The sequence below is a fragment of the Paenibacillus sp. FSL W8-1187 genome (assembly GCF_037965485.1).
GTDB lineage: Bacteria > Bacillota > Bacilli > Paenibacillales > Paenibacillaceae > Paenibacillus_O > Paenibacillus_O pasadenensis.
The window spans coordinates 2,558,506-2,582,455 of the sequence record NZ_CP150181.1; the positions used below are offsets into that span (position 1 = coordinate 2,558,506).

Here is a 23,950-nt window from a genome sequence, read left to right on the forward strand (position 1 = left end):
AAGTCGAAGTGATATACTCATCGTATAGCAATTGTGATATACTAGAAGCCATCACAAGGCGCGAATACGCATGAGGACGGCCAGTCCGCTGGCCGCTTCGATCCTAAAGGGGGCTTTTTGCTTTGATCAAATGGAGGCTGCTGCCTTTTCTCGCCACTGTCGCCGTGTCGGCCGCGCTGCTGTTCGGAGGCTGGTACGCCTATCAGCAGACCGCTGTCGAACGTCCGCTCAGCAAAGCCGTACAAGCGCTGCCGGGCGTGTCATCCGCCCAACCCTCCCTTAGCCAGGATGTCGTCACGGTCAAGCTCACGCTGAACGGCGGAGCCGACCTTCGAACCATATATGAGCAGATCTTGCGTCAAGGCGCCTCGGTCATCGGCTCCCGCAAGCTGGTGCTGCAGGTCGACGGGCCGACGAGCCCGAAGCTGGAGGAGATCTGGTCGAGCCAGCTGTTCACGATCGCCGAAGCGATGGAGAACCGGGAGTACTCCCGCATCCCCGACGCGCTGGCGGCCATGCAAAAAAGCCATGAAGGACTTCGGGCGAAGTCTTCCATGGATCAGGCGAACGTTTATGTGACGCTGGAGTACGGCACGGATACGAAGTATGTCATTCTGCCCCGCGCGGGCGAGACGATGGGGGTATGGCCCAATGCCTAAGTACAGCGCCGAGATCGGCGCCGGCTTTTTGACCGCTCTGCTGGCCTTTCTGCTGTTCCGCGGCGTCAATGTCGTGCCGCTGCTGCTTGCCCTGTCGCTCGTCGGCGTGCTGTTCTTCGCGCTGCGCTCCAAGGGGCAGCTCGCGGCGGCAGGCGGCAGGCGGGACGCGACGGTCAAGACGTCCAAGCCTTTTTCCTTCGACGATATCGGCGGCCAGGACCGCGCCAAGGTCGAGCTGATCGAGGCGCTCGACTTTCTGGTCAAGCATGAGGAGATCAGCAAGCTCGGCATCCGTCCGCTCAAGGGCATCCTGCTGACCGGCCCTCCGGGCACCGGCAAGACGCTGATGGCCAAGGCGGCGGCGCAGTATACGGATTCGGTCTATCTCGCCGCCTCGGGCAGCGAGTTCGTCGAGATGTACGTCGGCGTCGGCGCGGGCCGCATCCGCGACCTGTTCAAGGACGCGCGCAAAAAAGCGCAGAAGGCCGGCAAGAAAAACGCCGTCATCTTCATCGACGAGATCGACGTCATCGGCGGCAAGCGCGACGGCGGCCAGCACCGCGAGTACGACCAGACGCTCAACCAGCTGCTGACCGAGATGGACGGCATCCATACGAACGACGCCCCGCGCATCCTCATCATGGCGGCGACGAACCGCAAGGAGATGCTCGACTCCGCCTTGCTGCGTCCGGGCCGCTTCGACCGCCATATCGGCGTCGAGCTGCCGGACAAAAAAGGCCGTCTTCATATCTTAACCATCCATGCCAAGAACAAACCGCTCGACGAGGCGGTCAGCCTCGACAAGATCGCCGAGGAGTCGTTCGGCTTCTCCGGCGCGCAGCTGGAGAGCGTGCTGAACGAGGCGGCGATCTATGCGATGCGCGAGAGCAGCGAGTCCGTGCGCCAGGAGCATCTGTCGATGGCGATCGACAAGGTGATGATGGGCGAGAAGACGGACCGCGAGTCCACCAAGGAGGAGCGGGAGCGGGTCGCGATCCACGAGCTCGGACATGCCATCGCCGCCGAGCTGGTGCGTCCGGGCAGCGTGTCGCAGGTCGCGCTCTCGCCGCGCGGAGGGGCGCTCGGCTACGTGCGCCACAATCCCGCGCAGGACCATTACCTCTACACGAAGGACTACCTGGAGTCGCAGATCATGATCGCGCTTGCCGGCGCCGCCGCCGAGGAGATGTTCTACGGCGGGCGCAGCACGGGCTCCAAGGGCGACTTCGACCAGGCGCTGAGCATCGTGCGCACGATGGTCGAGTGCGGGCTCACCGAGGCCGGCATCGTCGAGGACCGGATGCTGACGCCGGACCGCTGGGCGCAGATTACCGGCGGGGTGCTGGAGGGGCTGATGGCGCGCACCAAGGAGCTGCTCGGCTCGCGCCGCCCTCTGTTCGAGCACAGCCTCGCCATCCTGATCGAAAAAGAGACGCTTGGCGGCGAGCAGTTCCGCGAGCTGCTGCGCGAGGAGCAGCTCGTCGGCGCCTGAGCCGTCGGCAACGTCGCTTGACCTATGGATACATCCATCACAGACGGGCCGCCGGCCCGTCTTTTATGCTGTCTGGGGAGGCGCTCGGGCAGCGGCCGAGCGATGCGGCCAGGAATGCGCCAGACCGGGTCCGATTAGGGCGGATCTGTGACTTCCCATCGCCGCGCTGACGCATAAAAATCCAGCAGCGGCGCGGATTTTCGGTCACCGGATTGTGCAAAATACAGATCCGGGAACATTGTGCAGCAGCCCCTTGGAAAGGTATAATAAGGGGCGGCTTTAGAGAGAATAGAGGCTTTTCAGATTGGAGCGGACCTACTGTGAATTTTAGAAAGATCGGTGTCATCGGTGCCGGCACGATGGGCCAGAGCATCGCCGAAATGCTTGCGTACAAAGGCATGGACGTATTCCTCATGGAGCTTACGCCGGCCAAGCTGGAGCAGGGACTTCGCAGCATCGAGATCAGCCTGGACAAGCAGATCGAGAAATGGGCGCTGACGCAGGCGGAGAAGAAGCTGATCCTGAACCGCATCCACGGAGTGTCGGACATGAGCGACTTCTCCCAATGCGAGCTCATCATAGAGACGATCACCGAGGACCTGGAGCGCAAGAAGGCGATCATCGCCGCGGCGGACCGCGCCTGCCCGCCGGACGTCATCCTCGCGAGCAATACGTCGACGCTGTCGCTGACGGAGCTGGCGAGCGCGGCGGCGCATCCGGAGCGCGTCATCGGCATGCACTTCGTCTATCCGGTGTTCAAGGTCGATCTCGTCGAGATCGTGCGCGGCCTGCGCACGTCGGACGCGACGTTCAAGTCGACCAAGGGCTTCGTCGAGCAGGTGATCGACAAGAAGGGCGTCATGGTGTTCGAGTCGCCGGGCTTCATCACGACGCGGCTCATCTGCCTGTTCATCAACGAGGCGCTGCACATCCTCGAGGAGGGCGTCGCGTCGGTCGACGACATCGACAGCGCGATGCGGATCGGCTACTCGTTCCAGCACGGGCCGTTCGAGATGGCCGACCGCTTCGGCCTCGACTCCGTGCATGCCGCGCTGGAGTCGATGTTCCGCGAGTACGGCGAGCTGAAATACCGCCCGTCGTTCATTCTCAAGAAGATGGTGCGGGGCGGACAGCTCGGCGTCAAGAGCGGCGCGGGCTTCTTCACTTACGATGAGGACGGTGACCGCGTATGAACATTCTCGTCATCAATGCGGGCAGCAGCTCGCTGAAGTACCAGCTGTACGACATGAAGGACGAGTCCGTGCTCGCGAGCGGGCGCGTCGAGCGGATCGGCATGGACTCCTCGATCGTCACCCATGAGCCGGAGGGCCGTCCCGAGGTGCGGATCGTCGACGAGATCCTGGAGCATACGAGCGCGATCAAGCGCGTGCTGGACATGCTCACCCATCCCGAGCACGGCGTGCTGCGCTCGGTGCAGGAGATCGACGCCGTCGGCCACCGCGTCGTGCACGGCGGCGAGGCGTTCAAGGAATCGGCCGTCGTCACGCCGGAGACGAAGCTGGAGATCCGCAAGCTGTTCGACCTGGCGCCGCTGCACAACCCGGCCCATATGATGGGCATCACGGCCGTCGAGGCGGTGCTGCCGGGCGTCACGCAGGCCGTCGTGTTCGACACGGCGTTCCATCAGACGATGCCGCAGCAGTCGTATCTGTATCCGGTGCCGATGGTGCTGTACAAGCGCCATGCGATCCGCCGCTACGGCTTCCACGGGACGAGCCACGCCTATGTCAGCGAGCGCGCCGCCGAGGTGCTCGGCCGTCCGCTGGAGGAGCTCAAGCTCGTCAGCTGCCATATCGGCAACGGCGCGAGCGCGACGGCGATCCTGCACGGCAAGTCGTTCGACACGAGCATGGGCATGACGCCGCTCGAGGGCCTCATGATGGGCACGCGCAGCGGCGATCTCGATCCGGCGATCGTGCCGTACACGATGAACAAGGAAGACCTGACCCTCTCCGAGGTCAACTCGATGCTCAACAAGCATAGCGGCCTGCTCGCCATCTCCGGGCTCAGCAGCGACATGCGCGAGATTACCGAGGCGATGTTCGACGGCGACAAAAACGCGAAGCTCGCCTTCGAGATGTACGCCTACCGGGTCAAAAAGTACATCGGCGCCTATGCGGCGGCGATGAACGGCATCGACGTGCTGCTGTTCACGGCCGGCGTCGGCGAGAACTCCGTCGTCCTGCGCGAGCATGTGTGCGACGGCCTGACGTTCCTCGGCATCAAGCTGGACAAGGAGCTCAACGCCCAGCGCAGCAAGGAGGCGCGGGTCATCTCGACGCCGGACTCGTCCGTGGCCGTCATGGTCGTGCCGACCAACGAGGAGCTGCTCATCGCCCGCGACACGTTCAAGCTGGCCCGTCAGCGCGGAGCGGAGCAGGCCTGATCCATTCCAGATCCATCCACACGAAAGGGGCCAACCGCCATCATGAATGATTCCCTCGTCACCATCCGAGAAGTATCCGGCCATGTCGGCCAAAGCGTGCGCATCGGCGCATGGCTGCAGCGCAAGCGCTCCAGCGGCAAGATCGCCTTCCTGCAGCTGCGGGACGGCACCGGCTTCATCCAGGGCGTCGTCGCCAAGACCGAGGTGAGCGAGGACACCTGGGAGCAGGCGGGCAAGCTGACGCAGGAAAGCTCCCTGTACGTGACCGGCCTCGTCAAGGAGGAGCCGCGCAGCCCGTCCGGCTACGAGCTCGTCGTCGAAGGCATCGAGATCATCCAGGTGACCCAGGAATACCCGATCACGCCCAAGGAGCATGGCGTCGACTTCCTGATGGACCACCGCCATCTGTGGCTGCGCTCGCCCAAGCAGCGCGCCGTGCTGACGATCCGCGCCGAGATCAAGCGCGCGGTCAATGAATACTTCGATACGAACGGCTTCACGCAGGTCGATCCGCCGATCCTCACGCCGACGTCGGCGGAAGGCACGACGAACCTGTTCCATACGAAATATTTTGACGAGGACGCCTACCTGACGCAAAGCGGACAGCTGTACATGGAAGCGGCGGCGATGGCGCTCGGCAAGGTGTACAGCTTCGGCCCGACGTTCCGCGCCGAGAAGTCCAAGACGCGCCGCCATCTGATCGAGTTCTGGATGATCGAGCCGGAAATGGCGTTCGTCGACCTCGAGCAGTCGCTGCGCATCCAGGAGCAGTTCGTCGCCCATGTCGTCCAGAGCGTCGTGAACAACTGCCGTCCGGAGCTGACGACGCTGGAGCGCGACATCTCCAAGCTGGAGGCGATCCAGGCGCCGTTCCCTCGCATCACGTACGACGAGGCGATCGACTTCCTCAACAACAACGGCTTCGAAGTGCCGTGGGGAGAGGACTTCGGCGCTCCGCACGAGACGGCGATCGCCCAGGCGCATGACCGTCCGGTGTTCATCACGCACTATCCGGCCTCGATCAAGTCGTTCTACATGAAGCCGGACCCGAACCGTCCGGAGGTCGTGCTGTGCGCCGACATGATCGCGCCGGAAGGCTATGGCGAGATCATCGGCGGCTCGCAGCGGATCGACGATCCGGAGCTGATGGCGCAGCGCTTCGAGGAGCATAACCTGCCGCTCGAGGCGTACCAATGGTACATGGACCTGCGTACGTACGGAACGGTGCCGCACTCCGGCTTCGGCCTCGGCCTGGAGCGGACGGTCGCCTGGATCTGCGGGCTGGAGCATGTGCGCGAGACGATCGCGTTCCCGCGCACGCTCTACCGGCTGTATCCTTGATGCGGCCTGGCGACCGGGGCAGCAGCGTCAGCGGCAGCGGCAGCGGCGCCCATGCCGAGGCGCTCGCCCGCGTCATGGGCGAGGGAGGCGTCTTCCTGCCGGCGCTGCTGCTCCGCTCCTATCGCGAGCTGGGGCTCGGAGACGCGGACTTCATGCTGCTGCTGCAGCTGATGGCGTTCCGCGATACGGAGCGCAATGACTTTCCGACGCCGGAGGAGCTTGCCACGCGCCTCGGCATCTCGCCGCGCTCGGTGCAGCAGCAGCTCGGCCGCCTCATGAAGGAAGGCTTCCTGCGCATCGACGAGACGCTCGACAGCGTCAGCGGCATCCGCTACGAGCGCTACAACTGGCAGGGCTGGCTGGAGCGCGCGGCCGAGTGGACGGCGGAGGCGGACCGTTCCGCCTCCGCGCCGGCGGCGCCGAGTCCGCGTCCGGCTGCCGCTGCCGCCGCGACGGACCTGTTCTCGGTGTTCGAGCAGGAATTCGGCCGTCCGCTCTCCCCGATGGAGTGCGAGCGCATCAGCATGTGGCTGGACCAGGACCGCTACAGCGACGAGCTGATCCGCTTCGCGCTGCGCGAGGCCGTGTTCGCGGGCAAGCTGCATTTCACCTATATCGACCGCATCCTGCTGGAGTGGAGCCGCAACCGGGTCACCACGCCGGAGGAAGCGCGCGTCCACAGCCGCAAGTTCCGCGGCGGAGCCAAGTGAAGATCCGGTTTTGCCGGCGCAACCTGAAGCTCCTGTCCAAGCCCGCCTACCGCAGGCTCAAGGACGAGCCCGGCATCGAGCTGCGCAAGTCGCCCTGCCTCGGCAGCTGCCGGCTGTGCCGCGAGCGCTGCTTCGCCGTCGTCAAGGGCCGCGTCGTGCAGGCCGGCCAGCCCAAGAAGCTGGCCCGGCGCGTGCTGGAGCGGGTCGAGAAGGAGCGCCGAAACTAGCCCTATCCGCATCCAAGGAGGAATTCCGATGAATGACCAGCTAGCCGCTTCGCTCAACGACCAGATGAACTTCGAGTTCTACTCCGCCCATGTGTATCTCGCCATGGCGGCGCATTGTTCCGGGCAGAGCCTGGAGGGCTTCTCCAACTTCTTCCTCGTCCAGGCCGAGGAGGAGCGCTTCCATGCGATGAAGATCTACAAGTTCCTCAACGACCGCGGCCGCCGCGCCACGCTGCAGGCTTTGCGCGAGCCGAAGAACGAGTACGATTCGATGCTGGACGTGTTCGAGCACGGCTACCGGCACGAGCAGCAGAATACGAAAAACTTCTACCATCTGGCCGACCTGGCGCTCGACGAGCGCGAGCACGCGACGATCTACTTCCTGAAGTGGTTCATCGACGAGCAGGTGGAGGAGGAAGCCCTCTTCGACGGCATCATCCAAAAGCTCAAGCGGATCGAGTCCGACAGCAACGCCTTCTACATGCTGGACGCCGAGTTCGCGAACCGCTCGTTCACGCCTCCGGCGGAATAGAGCCGGTTCCATTCGCAACCGAAAAACGAAGCCCGTCTCCAGCTGGAGGCGGGCTTCGTTTTTCAGCATGGCTCAGCGTCGAGGCAGACGGCGGATGAGCACGAGCAGCAGCATGATGATGATCCATGGCGCCGCGTAGTCGGTCAGCCATTCGAACGTTTCTTTTGTCGATGCCCTATCTCCGTTCAGCCAGCCGGCGGCGAGCACGATCAGCACGAAGGCGGGAAAAATCCAGATGCCGTAGGCTCTCCCCAAATGAGGTCCCATTCCGATTGCTCCTTTCCAAGGTCAGAGCTTCGCCGGTCCCGGCTGCGCGAGCAGGCCTGCGGCGGCCAGGGCGGTGCGTCCGTACTCGGACGGCGCCATGCCGGTCAGGCGCTTGAAGTCGCGCGAGAAGTAGTGGAGGCTCGAGTAGCCGAGGCGGTCGGCGATCTCGGTGAGGCTGTAGCGCCGCTCGCGGATCATCGACTTGGCTGCGTCGAGCCGCAGCCGGCGCACGAGCTCCATCGGCCCGGTCCCGACATGCTGCTGCGTCAGCTCGCGCAGCCGGCTGCGGCCGAGATGGGCGGCGCGGCACAGGTCGTCGAGCGTCGGAGTCTCGCCGAGCCCGATGCGCTCGGCGACGAACGCCTCCAGCCGCTCCATCGCGTCCGCGCCTTCCGCCGGCAGCGGCTGGATCGCGGGCGCGCCCCCCTGGCGCAACGGATCGCCGCTCTTGCGGATCTGGCTGAGCAGCAGCAGCTCCAGCGACAGGCGCAGCAGCTGCTCCGACCCCGGAGGCGCGTCCGGCGCGCGGCGCAGCTCATGCACGAGCGGGTTGTGGTAGGGAGGCTGAAAGCTCGCGAAGCCTTCGCGCAGCAGCATCGACAGCCACGCCCGTTCTCCGTCCTCCAGCGCGGCGGTCCAGTCCCGCAGGCGGTCCATGAGCGGGCTGCGGCAGACGAAGGCGACGACGATCAGGTTCGGCGGCCGATGCTCCTCGCCGACCCGGACGGTATGGAACTCGCCGGGCTTGTGGAAGACGATGCTGCCTTGGCTCAAGCGGAGCAGGCGGTCGTCGGCGCGGACCTCGACCTCGCCTTTGTCCACATAGAGCAGCTCCCAGAAGTCATGCGACTCTCCCTCGAACAGATAGCCCTTCGGATATTCGAAATAGTGGAAGGAAATGAGCTGCTCGACGGCCAGCTCCTGCCTCAGCGTCAGCGGATGGAACTCCAGCTCGACCGCTCCTTTCCATGGCGCAGGTTGTGCTCCCATCTTACCACAAAAATGCAAATCCGGCGGCGCTGATGGCAAAGCGGACGGACTCCGGGAGAGCTATACTGATGGCGGATGGCGATGGCGGATGGCCATCATGCCTGAAGGAGGAGCGAGACGATGAAAAAAGGAATCAACGCCTGGTCGTTTCCCGCGGGAACGACGGTGGAACGGAGCCTGAGGCTCGCCAAGGAGGCCGGCTTCGACGGCATCGAGCTGGCGCTGGAGGAGACGGGAGAGCTCAGCCTGGAAAGCACGCCGCAGCAGATCGAGGCCTATGCGAAGCTGGCGCGGGACATCGGCATCGAGATCGCCAGCCTGGCCAGCGGCTTGTATTGGTCGTATCCGTTTACGAGCGGCGACGGCGAGACGCGCGCCAAGGCGAAGGCGATCGTCCGCCGGCAGCTGGAGTTCGCCGCCTTGCTGGAGGTCGATACGATTCTGATCGTGCCGGGGGCGGTCGGCGTCGACTTTCTGCCGGACGCTCCGGCCGTCCGCTACGACGTCGCCTACGAGCGCGCGCTGGAGGCGCTGCGGGAGGTGGCCGGCGATGCCGAGAGGCTGGGCGTGAGCATCGGCATCGAGAACGTGTGGAACAAGTTCCTGCTGTCGCCGCTGGAAATGAGAGACTTCATCGACGCCGTCGGCTCGCCGGCGGTCGGCAGCTATTTCGACGTCGGCAACGCCCTGCACGGGGGCTATCCGGAGCACTGGATCCCGATCCTCGGCAAGCGCATCAAGAAGGTCCACTTCAAGGACTACCGGCGCGCCGCCGGCGGCCTGCACGGCTTCGTGGACCTGCTGGCCGGGGACGTCGACTACCCGGCGGTCGTGCGCGAGCTGGAAGCGATCGGGTACGACAGCTACGTGACGGCGGAGATGATCCCGTCCTATGCGCATCATGGCGAGCAGATCGTCTTCAATACGTCGGCGGCGATGGACGCCATCCTCGGAAGGAGCGTGCGGTCATGATCCGGATCGGCCTCATCGGCATGGGCTTCATGGGCAAGGCGCATTTGGAAAACTACCGGCAGCTGGAGCGAGAAGGAGTCGCCGTGCAGATCGCCGCGATCTGCGACGCGGATCCGGCCAAGCTGCGCGGCGAGGGGAGCGGCGGCAATCTGGCCGCGGGCGGCAGCGTCACCGATCTGAGCGCGTATGCCGCCTACGAGTCGGTCGCCGACATGCTGGCCCGCGAACAGCTGGATGCGGTGGACATCACGCTGCCGACCTACCTGCATAAGGACGTGACGATCCAGTGCCTGCAGGCGGGCCTGCATGTGCTGTGCGAGAAGCCGATGGCGATGGACGAGGCGGAATGCGAGGCGATGATCGGGGCGGCAGCCGCTGCGGACCGGTCGCTCATGATCGGGCAATGCCTGCGCTTCTGGCCGGCCTATGTCGAGCTGAAGCGGCTGATCGACGCCCGCGTTCTCGGCGAGGTGACGTACGCTTCCTTTTACCGGGGCGGCGGCACGCCGAGCTGGGGACCGTGGGTGCTCGACAAGGACAAGGGCGGAGGCGCGATCCTCGACATGCACGTCCATGACGCGGACGTCGTCAACTGGCTGTTCGGCAAGCCGGAGGCGGTGTCGGCCGTCGGCCTGAACGTCATTCCCGGCAGCGGCTACGACATCGTCTCGACGCATTACCGGTATGCCGATCCGCGCATCGTGCATGCCCAGGTCGACTGGACGCTCAACGGCGATTACGGCTTCGAAATGGGCTTCCGCGTGACGTTCGAGCGCGGAAACGTCCAGCTCGCCGGCGGCAGGCTGCGGGTCAATCCGGACGGCGCGCCAGGCTACGAGGCGGCGCTGGCTCCCGGAGAGGGATACTACTACGAGCTCCGTTATTTCGTCGAGCGGCTGCTGGCAGGCGCCCCGATCGAGGAAGCGGATCCCGAGAGCACTAAGGCGACGATCCGCATCGTCGCCGCCGAGATCGCCTCGGCCGACCGCCGCGGAGAATGGGTGCCGGTCGGCTGAGGAAGCCCGCCGCACAAATGTCCAACTCGGCCGCATCGCTGTTCTAGCTCCGCTTGCCGGACAGCCTTTACAATGAGGAGCAAGCGGCCTGCCTTCGCGGGGGCCTGAACAAAAGGGCAAAGGAGCGGGATCGTCATGGGCATCAACAATCCGATCGGCGTCATCGTCGACAGCTTCCAGGTCGGCGTGCGCGAGGGGCTGCGCAAGGCGAAGGAGGTCGGCGCGGACGGCGTGCAGATCTATGCCGTATCCGGCGAAATGGATCCGGACGGGCTCGACGCGGCCGCGCGCCGCGAGCTGCGCGACTATATCGGCTCGCTCGGCCTGGAAATTTCCGCGCTCGTCGGCGATCTGGGCGGACACGGCTTTCAGGATCGGCAGGAGAACGGCTGGAAAATCGAGAAGTCGAAGCGCATCCTCGACCTGGCGCTCGATCTCGGCTGCCATATCGTCACGACGCATATCGGCATCGTGCCCGATGACGAGCAGAGCGACATCTACGCGGCGATGCAGGAAGCCTGCGAGGAGATCAGCTCGTACGCGACGAGCCGAGGCGCCTACTTCGCCATCGAGACGGGGCCGGAGCGCGCGGCGCATCTGAAGGCTTTCCTCGACAAGCTCAGCACGGATGGCCTGTCCGTCAACTTCGATCCGGCGAACATGGTCATGGTGACGGGAGACGATCCGGTGCAGGGCGTGCGCACGCTCGGCCGCTACATCGTGCATACGCATGCCAAGGACGGCATCAAGCTGAAGGACGAGGTCGATCCGCGCAAGGTGTACGGCATGCTCGGCTTCGATTTCGAAGCGATGAGCCATGAGAAGATCGCCGAGGCGGCCGAGCAGGGCGAGGACTTCCGCGAGGTGCCGCTCGGCGAGGGCGGCGTCGACTGGCCGGGCTACCTGCAGGCGCTGCAGGACATCGGCTACAGCGGCTACTTGACGATCGAGCGCGAGGTCGGCGACCAGCCGGAGCAGGACATCGCCGCTGCCGTGCAGTTTCTGAAGAAGTTCCGCGACTGAAGCGCGCGGCAGCAAAGACGGCCATTTCTCAGAGAATGGCCGTCTTTGCGTTCCATAGCTTTACGAGACGCACGAAGCATCCGACGACAGGCGGGAAGCGGAGCCGGAAGAGTCTTTGATTTTTATTTTCATAAACTTAACATATTGTTGATATTAAATTACGGCTTGTCTATACTTTACCTAGATTCCCCGCGAAGGACAGAGGCGGCCGCGGCCGCGTCATGTCGCGCCTCAATCCCGCATGCCTGCTTGCCGACCCTTTCCCAGGTGGTGAGAACGATGGACCTGTCGACCCGCATGCCCTCTTTCAAAGCCTCTTTGTTCCGCCGGCATTTCGCCGTCTATCTGCTGCTCATCCTCGTGCCCGTGCTTGCCGCCGCCGCGCTCGTGCAGATGCTCGTGCTCCAGCTCATAACGGACGACGCCGAGAAGCGGAACGAGCTGCTGCTCGCCCGCGCCTCGGAAAAGACCGAGGCGTCCTTCGAGACGCTGCAGACGGCGATGATCGCCACGCTCTCCTCCCTCTCGACGGACCTCCTCGATCCGTCAGGCAGCATGACCGCCTCCGGCAGTTCGGGCGCCGCGCCAGCCTCCGGCCCCGCCGGCGCCTCCGCCGGCGCAAGCGTCTCCGACGCCAAAAAACAGCAGCGCGCGGAAGCTCTCCTCGCCTTGCGCGAGCAGCTCCAGCGGCTGGAGGGCCATCCGCTCGCGGAAAAGGCGTTTGTCGTCTCGGCCCGCAGCGAGCTGATCGTCGATTCCGACCTGTACACCGACCGGTCCTACTATTTCCGCTTCGTGGACCCGATGGACGACAGCCTCCGCTACGGGCTGCTGACCTCGCTGCGCGGAAGAATGATGATGGACCTCATCCTGCCGGGCACCGGCCAGCTGGCCGCGGCGGCCAGCTATCCGTTCAACAGCGCCGCGCCGGATCTGTACCTGGTCGTCCGCCTCCGGCAGCCGGAGCTGCTCCGCCTGCTCGACATCCCGGAGCGCTGGTCGGCCGGCACCGCGCTCGTCGATCGGGAGGGCGAGCGGATCGCCGGCTCGTATCGGACGGACGGAGTCGGGCCGGAGCAGCTGCGCGGGCTGGCGGCTTCTGCGAGCGGGGACGTCCGCGGCGGCTTCGCGACGGAGCTGGCCGGCGATTACGTGCTGCAGGCGGCCGCGATGCGCTTCCACGAGGGCTACCGGATCGTCAGCCTCGTCGACCTGCCCCAGCTCATGAAGCCCGCGCGCCAGCTGCGGCTCGGCATCCTGCTGTTCGCGGCGCTGTTCCTGCTCGTCGGCAGCGTCGTCTCCTACTGGCTGAGCCGGCGCATCTACCGGCCGCTCGCCGAAGCCCCGGAGCGCCATCCGTCTGATCCGCCGCCGCCGCTCGACGGCTATCCCGCCTTGCGGCAGTCGCTGTTCGAAGGGCTGCTGTCGGGAAAATGGCGGGATGCCGCGCAGCTGCGCGGCGAGGCCGAAGCGCTCGGCATTCGCCTGGAGCTGCCGGCATGCGGATACGCGTTCTGCATCCGCCTCCACGATGAGCCGGACAGCCCGTCCCGCACAGAGCCGCGGCCGGATCCGGCGAGCTTGTCGGAGCGCATCGCGGCGCTGCTGCCGACGCAAGTGCTGTCAGGGCGGCCGGCGGCGGATACGATCGCGGTCGTCGCCGGCGATGACCCGCTGCTGCTCGTCACCGGCGGAGAGCTGGCCGAGATGATCCGGCTCGCGCTGCGCCGGGAGCTGCCGTCCGGCCGCGCGACGATCGGCATCGGCGGCCGCTTTGACGCGCCGGACGGCATCGCCGCCTGCTGGCGCGCCGCCGAGGCGGCCGTCGAAGAGCGGCTCGTCGGCAGCGAGCCGATCGCCGTCTGCGCGGCGCCCGCGCGCAGCCAGGCCGCGGCCGAGCCGCCCGCTCTGCTGAGCGCGCAGGAGCTGGCGGTCGTCTTCAACCGCAGGCGGACGGGCGACCGCCGGGCGATGCTGGAGAGCTCGCTGGACGGCGCCGCCAAGCTGGCCGCTGCAGGCGCCTCCTGCGCGCGGCTCCGGGAGTGGTGCGGCGACACGCTGCGCGCCTGGCAGCGGCTGCTGCCCTCCGCCGAGACCGGCGATCCCGCCGCGGCCGAGCGGCTGCTCGCCGGGCTGGAGCGCTGCTGGAGCGAGGCGGAGTTCCGGCAGTGGCTGCGCCAGGCGCATCGGCAGCTCGTCGGGCAGGACGCGCCGGACCCCGTTTCCCGTCCGACCCGGCTCGGCGAGATCATGACTTATATCCACGCCCATTACGACAAGGAGCTGTCGATCGACGAGTTCGCCGCCCGGCTGGACATGTCGCCCGGTTATTTCAGCCGCGTCTTCAAGGATGAGATCGGGGAGAAGTACGTCGACTACATCGCCAAATATCGTCTTGAGAAGGCCAAGGAGCTGCTGCTCGGAACCGACCTGCGCATCGACGACATCGCCGAGAAGGTCGGCTACTGGGGGCGCAACTCGTTCCACCGGGTGTTCCGCAAGCATGAAGGCATCACGCCGAGCCAATACCGCGATGCCGCCCGCTCCTCGGCCGGCTCCTGACCGTCAAAACCCGCGTCGCCATTTTTTCGGCGTCGCTTTTTTTTCGCGGAAAGCGGCCTGCCATGCGGCTTCGCGGGTTTCGCCCTCTCTGGCGTCGAGCGAAAAAAGCGTCCCTTTACGCCCGGTCCGAACGGCCGCTAAGCTGAGGGCAAGCTTCTTGCTGCGGCAGTCCGCCGCGGAAGGACAACCGGAAAGGGGGAGTTCGGCTTGGCGCGAGGCAGCCGGCTGCTGGCCGCCCTGAGCAAGCATCGGGCGCTGTACCTGCTCATGCTGCCGGGAGTGCTTTATTACATCATCTTCAAGTACGTTCCCATGTACGGCATCATCATCGCGTTTCAGGACTTCTCCATCGGCCGAGGCATTCTCGGCAGCAAGTGGGTCGGCTTCAAGCATTTCGTCGACTTCTTCTATTACACGCCGGACGCCTGGAAGCTGATCCGCAACACGATCCTGCTCAACGTCTATGATCTGATCTTCCATTTCCCGCTGCCGATCCTGCTCGCGGTGCTGTTCCACGAGCTGCGCAGCGCCCGCTTCCGGCGCTTCATCCAGAGCATCAGCTACATGCCGCATTTCCTGTCCACCGTCGTCATCGCCGGCATCCTCGTCACCTTCCTGTCGCCGACGACCGGCATCGTGAACGCGCTGCTCGTGCAGCTGCTCGGCCTGGAGCCGATCGCCTTCCTCGGCATGCCGGAGTGGTTCCGGACCGTCTACGTCGGCTCGGAGATCTGGCAGAAGCTCGGCTGGGGCACGATCCTCTACATGGCGGCGATCGCCGGCATCGATCCTGCGCTCTACGAAGCGGCCCGCATCGACGGCGCGAGCCGCTTCCAGCAGATCCGCCACATCACGCTGCGCGGGATGGTGCCGATCATGATCGTGCTGTTCGTGCTTACGCTCGGCAACTTCATGGATGCGAGCTTCCAGAAGATCCTGCTGCTGTACAATTCGATGAACTACGAGACTTCCGATGTCATCAACACATTCGTCTACCGCCGCGGCATCCTCGATGCCGACTTCAGCTTCGCGACCGCCGTCGGGCTGTTCCAGTCGGCGATCGGCTTCGTGCTCGTCGTCGCGGCCAACCGCTTCGTGCGGAAGCATTCGGACACGAGTCTGTGGTAAGGAGGAGCAAGCTGCCGTGAAAATCAAGCAAAGCCTCGCCTCGCGGCTGTTCGACGCCTTCAACGTCGTCGTCATGCTGCTGCTGGCCGCCGTCATGCTCTATCCGATGCTCTACGTCTTCTCCGCCTCGATCTCGGACAACGCGCTCGTCGCCAGCGGCCAGGTGCTGCTCTGGCCGAGGCGCATCACCTGGATCGCCTACGAGCAGCTCGTCGCCCGTTCGGAGCTGTGGACGAGCTATTGGAATACGATCCGCTACACGGCGGTCTTCGTCGTGCTCACGCTGCTGGCGACCGCCGCGATGGCGTACCCGCTGTCCAAGCGCTGGCTGCCGGGCCGCAGGACGATCCTGCTGCTGGCCGCCTTCACGCTGCTGTTCAGCGGCGGTATCATCCCGACCTTCCTCGTCGTCCAGAAGCTCGGCCTGCTCGACTCGATCTGGGCGATCGTGCTGCCGCCGCTCATCAGCACCTGGTATCTGTTCATCATGCGGACGTTTTTCGAAGCGATGCCGGAGGAGCTGGAGGACGCCGCGCGCATCGACGGCTGCGGTCCGCTGCAGGTGCTGCTGCGGATCGTCATGCCGCTCTCGATGCCGGTCATGGTGACGATCGGCCTCTTCAGCGCCGTCAACCAGTGGAATTCGTTCTTCGACGCGCTCATCTATCTGAACGACCGCGGACGCTATCCGCTGCAGCTCATGCTGCGCAACATCCTCATCGCCGGCGAGACGGTGCAGGGCGAGGGCGACCTGTCCCATCTGGAGACGACCAAGTACGCCATGATCATGCTGGCGACCGTGCCGATCCTGTGCGTCTATCCGTTCACGCAGAAGTATTTCGTGCAGGGCGCCATGATCGGCGGCATCAAAGGCTGAGCCTATTTCAAGAAGGGGGCAACCATTCATGAAGTCGAGTTCGACACGCATGGCGCTGCTGCTTGCCGCGGCGCTTGCCGCAAGCGCCTTGAGCGGCTGCAGCGGAGAGGGCGAGGAGAAGACGGACGGACCGATCTCCTACAGCTGGCTCGTCTACGACCGGCCGGAGGGCAAGGTGCGGTCCGACTGGGAGATTTTCAAGGAGATCGAGGCGAAGACGGGCGTGAAGCCCGAGTTCCAGATCGTCAGCCAGGAAGGGCTCGCCGAGAAGAAGCAGATCATGATCGCCACCAATACGGTGACCGACTTCATTCAGGTGACCAACCAGGAGGGCCGCGAGAACGGCCCGGAAAAGGTGTTCCTCAACCTCGCCGACTATCTCGACGAGGCGCCGAACCTGAAGGCGTTCTACGAGAAGTACCCCGAGGCGAAGGCGGTGGCGACCGGAGCGGACGGCGGCATCTACACGGTGCCGGTGCTGGAGGGCGACGCGGAGGGCAAGGGCTTCAACTTCATCTGGTACACGCGCAAGGACCTCATGGACAAGCACGGCCTTCAGGCGCCGGGCACGCTGGACGAGTTCTATGCGCTGCTGAAGTCGCTCAAGGAAAAGGAGCCGAACAGCTATCCGCTCATCACGAGCGCGATCACGGGCGACACCGGCCTGTATACGGTGTTCGGACGCATGTTCACCGGCATCGAGGGCTATTTCAACCTCGACCCCGAATCGGGCGACTACGCGTTCGCTCCGTATCGCGACGGCTACAAGGAGATGATCCGGTTCCTGAACAAGCTGTACGCCGAGAAGCTGCTCGATCCCGAGTATGCGATCCTGACGCCGGCGCAGTGGGAGGAGCGGCTGCTGCGGGGTCAATCCAGCGTCACGTACTTCTGGAAAGCGGACCGCGAGACGCTGATCGACAAAGGCAAGCAGGCCGGCACGGCCTCGTTCGAGCTCGGGGCGATGCCGATGTTCGCCGCGGACGGCGTCAAGCCGTACCAGTTCTCGCGTCCGGTCGTCGGCGCGGTCGGCCGGGCGATCTCCGCCAAGGTCAAGGACAAGGAGCGGGCGGTCAAGTTCCTCGACTATCTCGCCGGAGAAGAGGGGAGCGACTACCTGTCGCTCGGCATCGAGGGCAAGACGTATGAGCTGGCGGACGGAGCGCCGGTGTACAATAAGGACTTCGGCCCGTCGCCGTTCACGACGCTGCGCAAGGACTGGGGCGTCTGGTACGACATGATCACGCTCAACAACGCCAAGTCCCGCGCCGCGTGGGAGGCAGGCTTGAGCGACCAGGCCAAGGCGATCAACGAGTCGTATGCCTCGTTCATCGTGCCGGCGCCCAAGCAGATCGTCAAGACGCAGGAGGAGCTGGAGCTCGAGAAGTCCAAGCTGACGAACCTGACCAAGCATATCGATCAGAAGCTGACTGAGTTCATCACCGGCAAGACGCCGATGACCGACGAGGCGTTCGCCCAGTTCACGGACCAGCTCAAGAAGCTCGGCGCCGACGAGCTGCTCGCCATGTACCAGACCGCCTACGACCGCACCTACGGAGGAGGCTGAGCGATGGCCGCGAACGCAGCCTATCCGATCATCGACGCCGACATCCACAACGAGCAGGAGGACCGGGCGCTGCTGCCCTATCTGCCCGAGCCGTGGCGCTCGCGCGTGGCGGGCTCCGGCATCGGCTACGCGATGTCGGGCTACTGGTCGCCGGTCGGCGTCATGCGCAAGGACGCGCTGCCGCCGAACGGCGCGCGCGCCGGCTCCGTGCCTGAGCTGATCGTCGAGCAGCTGATCGAGCCTTTTCAGGTCGAGGCGGCCGTCCTCACCGGCGTCGTCTACAACATCTCGACGACCCATGATCCCGACTATGCCGCCGCCATTTGCAGCGCGTACAACGATTATGTCGCGCACGAGTGGCTCGGCAAGCATCCGAGCTTCAAGGCGGCGATCGCCGTCTCGACGCTCGATCCGGAGCTGGCCGCGCGCGAGATCGACCGTCTCGCCGGCCATCCCGGCTTCGTCGAGGTCATCATCTCCAGCGCCGCGAGATTTCCGCTCGGCCAGCGCTATTACCACCCGATCTACGCGGCCTGCGAGCGGGCGGGACTGCCGCTGGCCGTCCACCCGGGCGCGGAGGGCGGCGGACTGTCGACGGCTCCGACGGCGGCCGGCTATCCGAGCCGCTATCTCGAGTGGCATACGAACCTGTCGCAGATGTTCATGGCCCATCTCGTCAGCTTCGTCTGCGAGGGCGTCTTCGTCAAGTTCCCGGGCCTGAAGCTCGTGCTCGTCGAAGGCGGCGTCGCCTGGCTCGCTCCGCTGCTGTGGCGGCTCGACAAGAACTACAAGGCGCTCCGCTCGACGGTGCCTTGGCTGACGCGCCTGCCGAGCGAGTACGTCCGCGACCACTGCTATCTGACGACGCAGCCGATCGAGGAGCCGGACAACCCGCAGCATCTGGCCGATCTGTTCAACATGATGGATGCCGAGAACATGCTGCTCTACTCCAGCGACTATCCGCATTGGGACTTCGACGCGCCGGACAAGATCCTGCGCAAGCTGAAGCCCGAGGCGAGGCGCAAGGTGTTCTACGACAACGCGCGCCAGCTGTACCGGCTTGGATGACCGGCGAGGGAGGAGGGAAGCCAATGACCGTGCATGTCGTCCTCCGCGAGGAGGAGCTGGCCGTCGGCGAAGCCCGGCTCGTCGCGGTCGGCGAGCGGGAGCTCGTCGTCTACCGGCTGCAGGACGGCTTTTATGCGCTGAACAACTACTGCCCGCATCAAGGCGCGCCGATGCTTGCCGGCCGCGTGGGCGGCACGAACGCTCCGTCGGACGTGTACTGCTACCGCTATGACCGCGACGGCGAGATCGTCCGCTGTCCTTGGCATGGCTGGGAGTTCGACATCAAGTCCGGCCGCTCGCTGTTCAGCGAGCGCGTCCGGTGAGGTCGTACCCCGTCGTCGTCGAGGACGGGAAGGTCGGGATCCGGATCTAGATGTAGCTTGGATGCACAGCTGGAGCGGAAAATCATTGAAGGCTTCGGAATATCGCGGCTCGCTGCCGCCGCAAAGCCCCCCGGATGATCCCGAGGAGGGCTTTTCGCTTTGGCGGTCGGACTCATGCCGCTTCCCGGCTTCTCTTCTTGGCCGCGAGCAGCTGGGACTTCAGCTCCGGGAGCCGCAGCAGCACGATGCCGGCCAGGACGATCAGCGAGCCTGCGGCGGTGAAGCCGCTCAGCCGCTCGCCGTACAGCGCGGCTCCGAGCCCGAGCGCCAGCGCCGGCGAGACGTAGAGCCAGGTGGACGGGAAAAAGGCGTTCGTCGCGCGGATCAGCCAAGCGAACAGGCTGTGGCCGAGCATCGAGCCGATGACGATCAGATAAAGCAGCGAGGCAAGCGCCGGCAGCGGCTCGACGGCGGACGGATCGATCCGCTCCGTGAGCAGGGACAGCAGCGCCATGCCGGCGCCGCCGGCCAGCATCTGGCCTCCATTGAGCGCGATCGGAGACAGCGCCGGCTCCTTCGTCAGCAGCCGGCGCTGCAGCAGGCTGCCGGAGGCATACCCGATCTGTCCGAGCAGCACGAGCGCAGCCGAGAGCAGCCAGAGCCGGTCCGGATGGACCGCCGCCAAGCTCGGCAGCAGCAGGACGACGACGCCGGCGAAGCTGACGAGCGCGCCGCGCCGCTCCAGCTTCGTCGAGCGCTTTTTCCAGAAGACGGACTGCAGCAGGAGGACCGCGATCGGCGCGGTGGCCGACAGGACGGCGGCCGTGCCGGAGTCGAGATGCTGCTCCGCCCAGTAGAGCGTCGCGAACGTGACGAACGTGCTGCCGCAGCCGATGAGCCAGGTTTCCTTGCGCGCGAGCAGGCCGAAGGAAGGCTTGCCGCGCAGGCGCAGTCCGAGCAGCAGCAGCGCGCCGGCGGCGAAAAACCGGAGGCTGGCCGACAAAAGCGGCGGCAGTCCGGCATCCACGCCGAGCTTGATGACGAGAAAGGTCGTGCCGAAGATGGCGCACATGAGAGAGTAGAGCAGAACGACCATGAGGAAAAGCCTCCTTTTGGCCACCATCATACGATTGACAAACCGACCAGATGGAGCAATAGTAGAACAGATGAAGGCGGTGATCGGGAGGGATGGCGGATGCGTCCTGCGTGGACGGCCGATGGAATCGGCTCCAAAGGAAAGAGAGTGGAGGAGGCGCTGCGCAGCGGGCTCCGTCATGGCCGCTGGGCGGCGGGAGAAAAGATTCCGTCGGTGAGGACGATGGCGGAGGAGCTCGGCGTGCATCGCTTGACCGTGCTCAAAGGCTATCGGCTGCTGGAGGAGGAGGGGCTGCTCGAAGCGAGCTATCGGAGCGGCTATTACGTCCGCGCGGAAGTGCCTGCCGGCGAGGCGGCGGGCAGCGGCGTCCGCTGGAGCTATGGCGCGGGAACGGCCTGCGGAGCCGAGAGCCGGCTGTCGGACATCCATCGGCGGGCGGTCCGCTACCGGATGTCCGAGGCGCTGCTCGATCCGACGCTGCTGCCGAACCGTTTCCTCGCCCGGCACGCTCAGGAGGTCATCGCGAGCCAGCCGCTGCTGCTCAGCACGTACTCCACGGTCATGGGAGACGGGGAGCTGAGGGAGGCGATGGCGGGCTATATGCAGGACCGGCGGCTGGAGCTGTCGGCCGAGGAGCTGATGGTGACGACCGGCGCCCAGCAAGGGATGGATCTGGCGTTCCGGGCGCTTTTGCAGCCGGGCGACAAAGCCTTGATCGAGCGGCCGACCTACAGTCCGGCCATCGACATGCTGCGCCAGCTCGGCGTCCGCATGCTGCCGGTCGAGATCCGGCCGGACGGCTATGACCTGGATAGGGTCGAGAAGCTGATGGCCGCGGAGCGGCCCAAGCTGTTCTACCTCAACCCGACGTACCACAATCCGACGGGCTACACCGTGCCGGTCCGGCAGCGCAAGGCGCTGCTCGAGCTGGCCGAGCGCTACCGCTGCATCCTCATCGAGGACGAGGCCTACTCGGACCTTTATTTCCACGAGCCGCCGCCTGCGCCGTTGTTCGCTTACGATACCGAAGGCTGGGTCGTCTATTTGCGCTCCTACAGCAAATACATCGCGCCCGGGCTGCGGATCGCCTTTCTCGCGGCGAGGCCGCCGCTCCTGGCGGCGATCCGTCCGCTCAAGGCGCTGGCGGACGGCGGCACGCCGCTGCTCGGGCAGAAGCTGTTCCAGTCGTTCTTCTTTTCGCACCGGATGCAGGAGCATCTGGCCAAGCTGCGCGTCGCCGTCTCGATGCGCAAGGAAGCGATGGAGCAGGCGCTGTCCGCATCCGGCTGGAGCTGGGAAAGTCCCGCCGGCGGACTCAATCTGTGGGTGCGGCTGCCGGAGGGCATGCAGGCCTCGCGGCTGCTGGAGCGCAGCCTGGAGCTGTCCGCCGCCTTCGTCCCGGGACCGATCTGCGATCCGCTGGACGCGATGCAGGACCGGATCCGGCTCAGCTACTCGCTGCTCGACGAGCGCCGGCTGGCCGAAGGACTCGCCCGAGTCCTCGAGGCGGCGGAGGGGATGGGATAGGCAGATGGCCTCTCTCCCGATGCGGCGAGATCCAGCCGTTCTATACCTCGTACGGCTTCGCCCGCCACGAGGGGATGACCGGCATGTTCGGCGTCATGCGGCACGGAAAGCTGGGCTAGCCGGTCTCGCCGCCGCCATGCCCTCGAGCGAAACCGCTGGTTTCGGCCTTGGCCGATCGCAGCGGTTTTTTGGCATTCCCTCTCCTCCATAACGTTAATAAAAATATAAATTGTATTCGAGATATTGAACATTTTTAAAGAATAGGGTTAAATGAAAGGGTGACTCATTCATGAAGTTGTTAACTAATTAATAACGGTATTTATATGAAGACGAGGTGAAGCGGTTATGACGACAAAAAACAAAGCTTCGATGATCGTGGACAAGGATTTTCGAGTCGGCGAGGTGGACAAGCGCATTTACGGCTCCTTTATCGAGCATCTGGGACGGGCCGTATACGGCGGCATCTATGAGCCGGATCATCCGGGGGCGGATGAGCAGGGCTTCCGCAGCGACGTGCTGGAGCTGGTCAAAGGGCTGGACGTGCCGATCGTCCGTTATCCGGGCGGCAACTTCGTCTCCGGCTACAACTGGGAGGACGGAGTCGGGCCGAAGGAGCTGCGTCCGCGCAAGCTGGATCTCGCCTGGCGCACGGTCGAGCCGAACTGGGTCGGCTTGAACGAATTCATGGACTGGTGCAAAAAAGCCAACACCGAGGCAATGATGGCGGTGAACCTCGGCACTCGCGGTCCCGATGAGGCGCGGAACCTGCTCGAGTACGCCAACCATCCGGCCGGCTCCTATTGGAGCGACCTGCGCGCGAGCCACGGCTATGCTAAGCCGCATGCGATCAAGACCTGGTGCCTCGGCAACGAGATGGACGGCCCGTGGCAGATGGGCAGCAAGACGGCCTACGAATACGGCCGCATCGCCAATGAAGCGGCGAAGGTGATGCGCTGGACGGACCCGACGATCGAGCTCGTCGCCTGCGGCAGCTCGAGCATCCAGATGGCGACCTATCCGGAATGGGAAGCGACCGTGCTGGAGCAGGCCTACGAGAACGTCGACTATCTCTCGCTTCACCAATACTACGGCAACCGGGACGGCGACACCGCCAACTTCCTCGCCCAGTCGGTCGGCATGGACAGCTTCATCCATACGGTCATCTCGGTATGCGACTACATCCAGGCCAAAAAGCGCGGCAAGAAGAAGATCCACCTGTCGTTCGACGAATGGAACGTCTGGTTCCACTCCAACGAGCAGGACAGCAAGCTGGAGCCATGGACGATCGCGCCTCCGCAGCTGGAGGACATCTACAACCATGAAGACGCCCTGCTCGTCGGCTGCATGCTGATCAGCCTGCTGAAGCGCGCGGACCGGGTGAAGATGGCCTGCATGGCGCAGCTCGTCAACGTCATCGCGCCGATCATGACGGAGAATGGCGGCGCGGCGTGGAAGCAGACGATCTATTATCCGTACATGCATGCGAGCGTGTTCGGACGCGGCACCGTGCTCGTGCCGCTGGTGAAGTCGCCGAAGTACGACTCGAAGGACTTCACGGACGTCCCTTACCTCGAATCGGTCGCCGTCTACAACGAGCAGCTCGGCGAGGTGACGGTGTTTGCCGTCAACCGCCATCTGGACGAGGAGCTGCCGTTCGAGATCGACCTGCGCAGCTTCGAGCAGAGCCGGGTCATCGAGCATATCGTGCTGGAAAGCGACGATTTGAAAGCGGTGAATACGGCGAAGGAGCCGAACCGCGTCAAGCCGCATGTCGGCGGCAATGCCGCCCAGACGGACGCAGGCAAAATCGAAGCGACGCTGCCGAAGGCGTCCTGGAACGTCATCCGCGTCAAGATCGGATAAGCAAAAGAAAAGGCAAAGCCCGCCGAGCTGCATGCAGACCGGCGGGTTTTTTGTCTTTCATTCGTCCATCGTCTGCGCCGCCCGCTGCGGCTGGCGATGCGATTTTTTTGCAACTGCGCCGGAGCGGATGCCACTCTTTTGCCGGACTTGCACTTTTTGGGAAAGCTGGGCCGGCGTCGCGAGCTCCGCGCTTCATCCTTCTTCAAAAATGTCTCATTGCCGGAAAATCGAGGACCTCTGCATAATAGGGCCAGCGCTCTCGAGGCGAGCATGCGATCATAGCGAAGAAGGAGGTGGGAGAAA

22 protein-coding genes are annotated in these 23,950 nt (G+C 64.8%); 19 read left to right on the forward strand and 3 right to left on the reverse strand.

The genetic code is table 11. The features are described 5' to 3' along the window. The first annotated feature begins 122 nt into the window (after window positions 1-122). From NYE40_RS11070 to NYE40_RS11105, 8 genes are all read left to right on the forward strand, one after another. Window positions 123-659: a hypothetical protein gene (locus NYE40_RS11070; RefSeq protein ID WP_052333421.1), complete on the forward strand. Its 537-nt coding sequence runs from the start codon at window positions 123-125 to the stop codon at window positions 657-659. Next, window positions 652-2,151, forward strand: a complete 1,500-nt coding sequence (locus tag NYE40_RS11075) for an AAA family ATPase (protein ID WP_028599731.1) — start codon at window positions 652-654, stop codon at window positions 2,149-2,151. Before NYE40_RS11070 ends, NYE40_RS11075 begins: the two co-directional genes overlap by 8 nt. Window positions 2,152-2,471: 320 nt before the next feature. After that, a complete protein-coding gene (locus NYE40_RS11080; RefSeq protein ID WP_028599730.1) occupies window positions 2,472-3,344 on the forward strand; it encodes a 3-hydroxyacyl-CoA dehydrogenase NAD-binding domain-containing protein in 873 nt (290 codons plus the stop codon). After that, window positions 3,341-4,558, forward strand: coding sequence for an acetate kinase (locus tag NYE40_RS11085; protein ID WP_028599729.1), 1,218 nt, complete (start codon window positions 3,341-3,343; stop codon window positions 4,556-4,558). Before NYE40_RS11080 ends, NYE40_RS11085 begins: the two co-directional genes overlap by 4 nt. Before the next feature lie 42 nt (window positions 4,559-4,600). After that, window positions 4,601-5,899 (forward strand): asparagine--tRNA ligase, encoded by a 1,299-nt coding sequence (gene asnS / locus NYE40_RS11090; protein ID WP_028599728.1) that lies wholly within the window; start codon window positions 4,601-4,603, stop codon window positions 5,897-5,899. Further along, window positions 5,899-6,609 (forward strand): DnaD domain-containing protein, encoded by a 711-nt coding sequence (locus NYE40_RS11095; protein WP_043111606.1) that lies wholly within the window; start codon window positions 5,899-5,901, stop codon window positions 6,607-6,609. The genes asnS and NYE40_RS11095 overlap by 1 nt, the downstream gene beginning before the upstream one ends. Then, complete coding sequence (locus NYE40_RS11100) at window positions 6,606-6,836, forward strand: DUF1450 domain-containing protein (protein ID WP_028599727.1); 231 nt, start codon at window positions 6,606-6,608, stop codon at window positions 6,834-6,836. The genes NYE40_RS11095 and NYE40_RS11100 overlap by 4 nt, the downstream gene beginning before the upstream one ends. Before the next feature lie 28 nt (window positions 6,837-6,864). Next, entirely contained in the window at window positions 6,865-7,368 is a 504-nt protein-coding gene (locus NYE40_RS11105) for a ferritin (protein ID WP_028599726.1), read from the forward strand. Window positions 7,369-7,440: 72 nt separating this feature from the next. Here NYE40_RS11105 and NYE40_RS11110 read toward each other — a convergent pair whose 3' ends face one another. After that, window positions 7,441-7,635, reverse strand: coding sequence for a hypothetical protein (locus tag NYE40_RS11110; RefSeq protein WP_028599725.1), 195 nt, complete (start codon window positions 7,633-7,635; stop codon window positions 7,441-7,443). Between the two features lie 21 nt (window positions 7,636-7,656). Beyond that, window positions 7,657-8,625, reverse strand: a complete 969-nt coding sequence (locus NYE40_RS11115) for an AraC family transcriptional regulator (protein ID WP_052333420.1) — start codon at window positions 8,623-8,625, stop codon at window positions 7,657-7,659. Between the two features lie 120 nt (window positions 8,626-8,745). On the opposite strand from NYE40_RS11115, the gene NYE40_RS11120 reads away from it, so the two are divergent. From NYE40_RS11120 to NYE40_RS11160, 9 genes are all read left to right on the forward strand, one after another. Further along, complete coding sequence (locus NYE40_RS11120; RefSeq protein WP_028599723.1) at window positions 8,746-9,597, forward strand: sugar phosphate isomerase/epimerase family protein; 852 nt, start codon at window positions 8,746-8,748, stop codon at window positions 9,595-9,597. Further along, on the forward strand, window positions 9,594-10,613 hold the full coding sequence (locus tag NYE40_RS11125) for a Gfo/Idh/MocA family oxidoreductase (protein WP_028599722.1): 1,020 nt from the start codon (window positions 9,594-9,596) through the stop codon (window positions 10,611-10,613). Before NYE40_RS11120 ends, NYE40_RS11125 begins: the two co-directional genes overlap by 4 nt. Before the next feature lie 135 nt (window positions 10,614-10,748). Further along, window positions 10,749-11,636, forward strand: a complete 888-nt coding sequence (locus tag NYE40_RS11130; RefSeq protein WP_028599721.1) for a sugar phosphate isomerase/epimerase family protein — start codon at window positions 10,749-10,751, stop codon at window positions 11,634-11,636. A 279-nt stretch (window positions 11,637-11,915) separates the two neighbouring features. Continuing rightward, a complete protein-coding gene (locus NYE40_RS11135; RefSeq protein ID WP_101809075.1) occupies window positions 11,916-14,198 on the forward strand; it encodes an AraC family transcriptional regulator in 2,283 nt (760 codons plus the stop codon). Window positions 14,199-14,405: 207 nt separating this feature from the next. Further along, window positions 14,406-15,326 (forward strand): ABC transporter permease subunit, encoded by a 921-nt coding sequence (locus tag NYE40_RS11140; protein WP_180968497.1) that lies wholly within the window; start codon window positions 14,406-14,408, stop codon window positions 15,324-15,326. A gap of 16 nt (window positions 15,327-15,342) precedes the next feature. Then, on the forward strand, window positions 15,343-16,203 hold the full coding sequence (locus NYE40_RS11145) for a carbohydrate ABC transporter permease (protein WP_028599718.1): 861 nt from the start codon (window positions 15,343-15,345) through the stop codon (window positions 16,201-16,203). A gap of 28 nt (window positions 16,204-16,231) precedes the next feature. Then, on the forward strand, window positions 16,232-17,770 hold the full coding sequence (locus tag NYE40_RS11150; protein ID WP_028599717.1) for an extracellular solute-binding protein: 1,539 nt from the start codon (window positions 16,232-16,234) through the stop codon (window positions 17,768-17,770). A gap of 3 nt (window positions 17,771-17,773) precedes the next feature. Further along, a complete protein-coding gene (locus tag NYE40_RS11155) occupies window positions 17,774-18,838 on the forward strand; it encodes an amidohydrolase family protein (RefSeq protein ID WP_028599716.1) in 1,065 nt (354 codons plus the stop codon). A 23-nt stretch (window positions 18,839-18,861) separates the two neighbouring features. Further along, window positions 18,862-19,161 (forward strand): Rieske (2Fe-2S) protein, encoded by a 300-nt coding sequence (locus tag NYE40_RS11160; RefSeq protein WP_339279916.1) that lies wholly within the window; start codon window positions 18,862-18,864, stop codon window positions 19,159-19,161. Window positions 19,162-19,333: 172 nt separating this feature from the next. Here NYE40_RS11160 and NYE40_RS11165 read toward each other — a convergent pair whose 3' ends face one another. Beyond that, a complete protein-coding gene (locus tag NYE40_RS11165) occupies window positions 19,334-20,257 on the reverse strand; it encodes an EamA family transporter (protein WP_028599714.1) in 924 nt (307 codons plus the stop codon). Window positions 20,258-20,356: 99 nt separating this feature from the next. On the opposite strand from NYE40_RS11165, the gene NYE40_RS11170 reads away from it, so the two are divergent. Continuing rightward, window positions 20,357-21,784 carry a PLP-dependent aminotransferase family protein gene (locus tag NYE40_RS11170; protein WP_028599713.1) on the forward strand — a complete coding sequence of 476 codons (1,428 nt, stop codon included), beginning with the start codon at window positions 20,357-20,359 and terminating at the stop codon, window positions 21,782-21,784. A gap of 345 nt (window positions 21,785-22,129) precedes the next feature. Then, window positions 22,130-23,647 (forward strand): alpha-N-arabinofuranosidase, encoded by a 1,518-nt coding sequence (locus NYE40_RS11175; protein ID WP_028599712.1) that lies wholly within the window; start codon window positions 22,130-22,132, stop codon window positions 23,645-23,647. The last annotated feature ends 303 nt before the right edge of the window (window positions 23,648-23,950 follow it).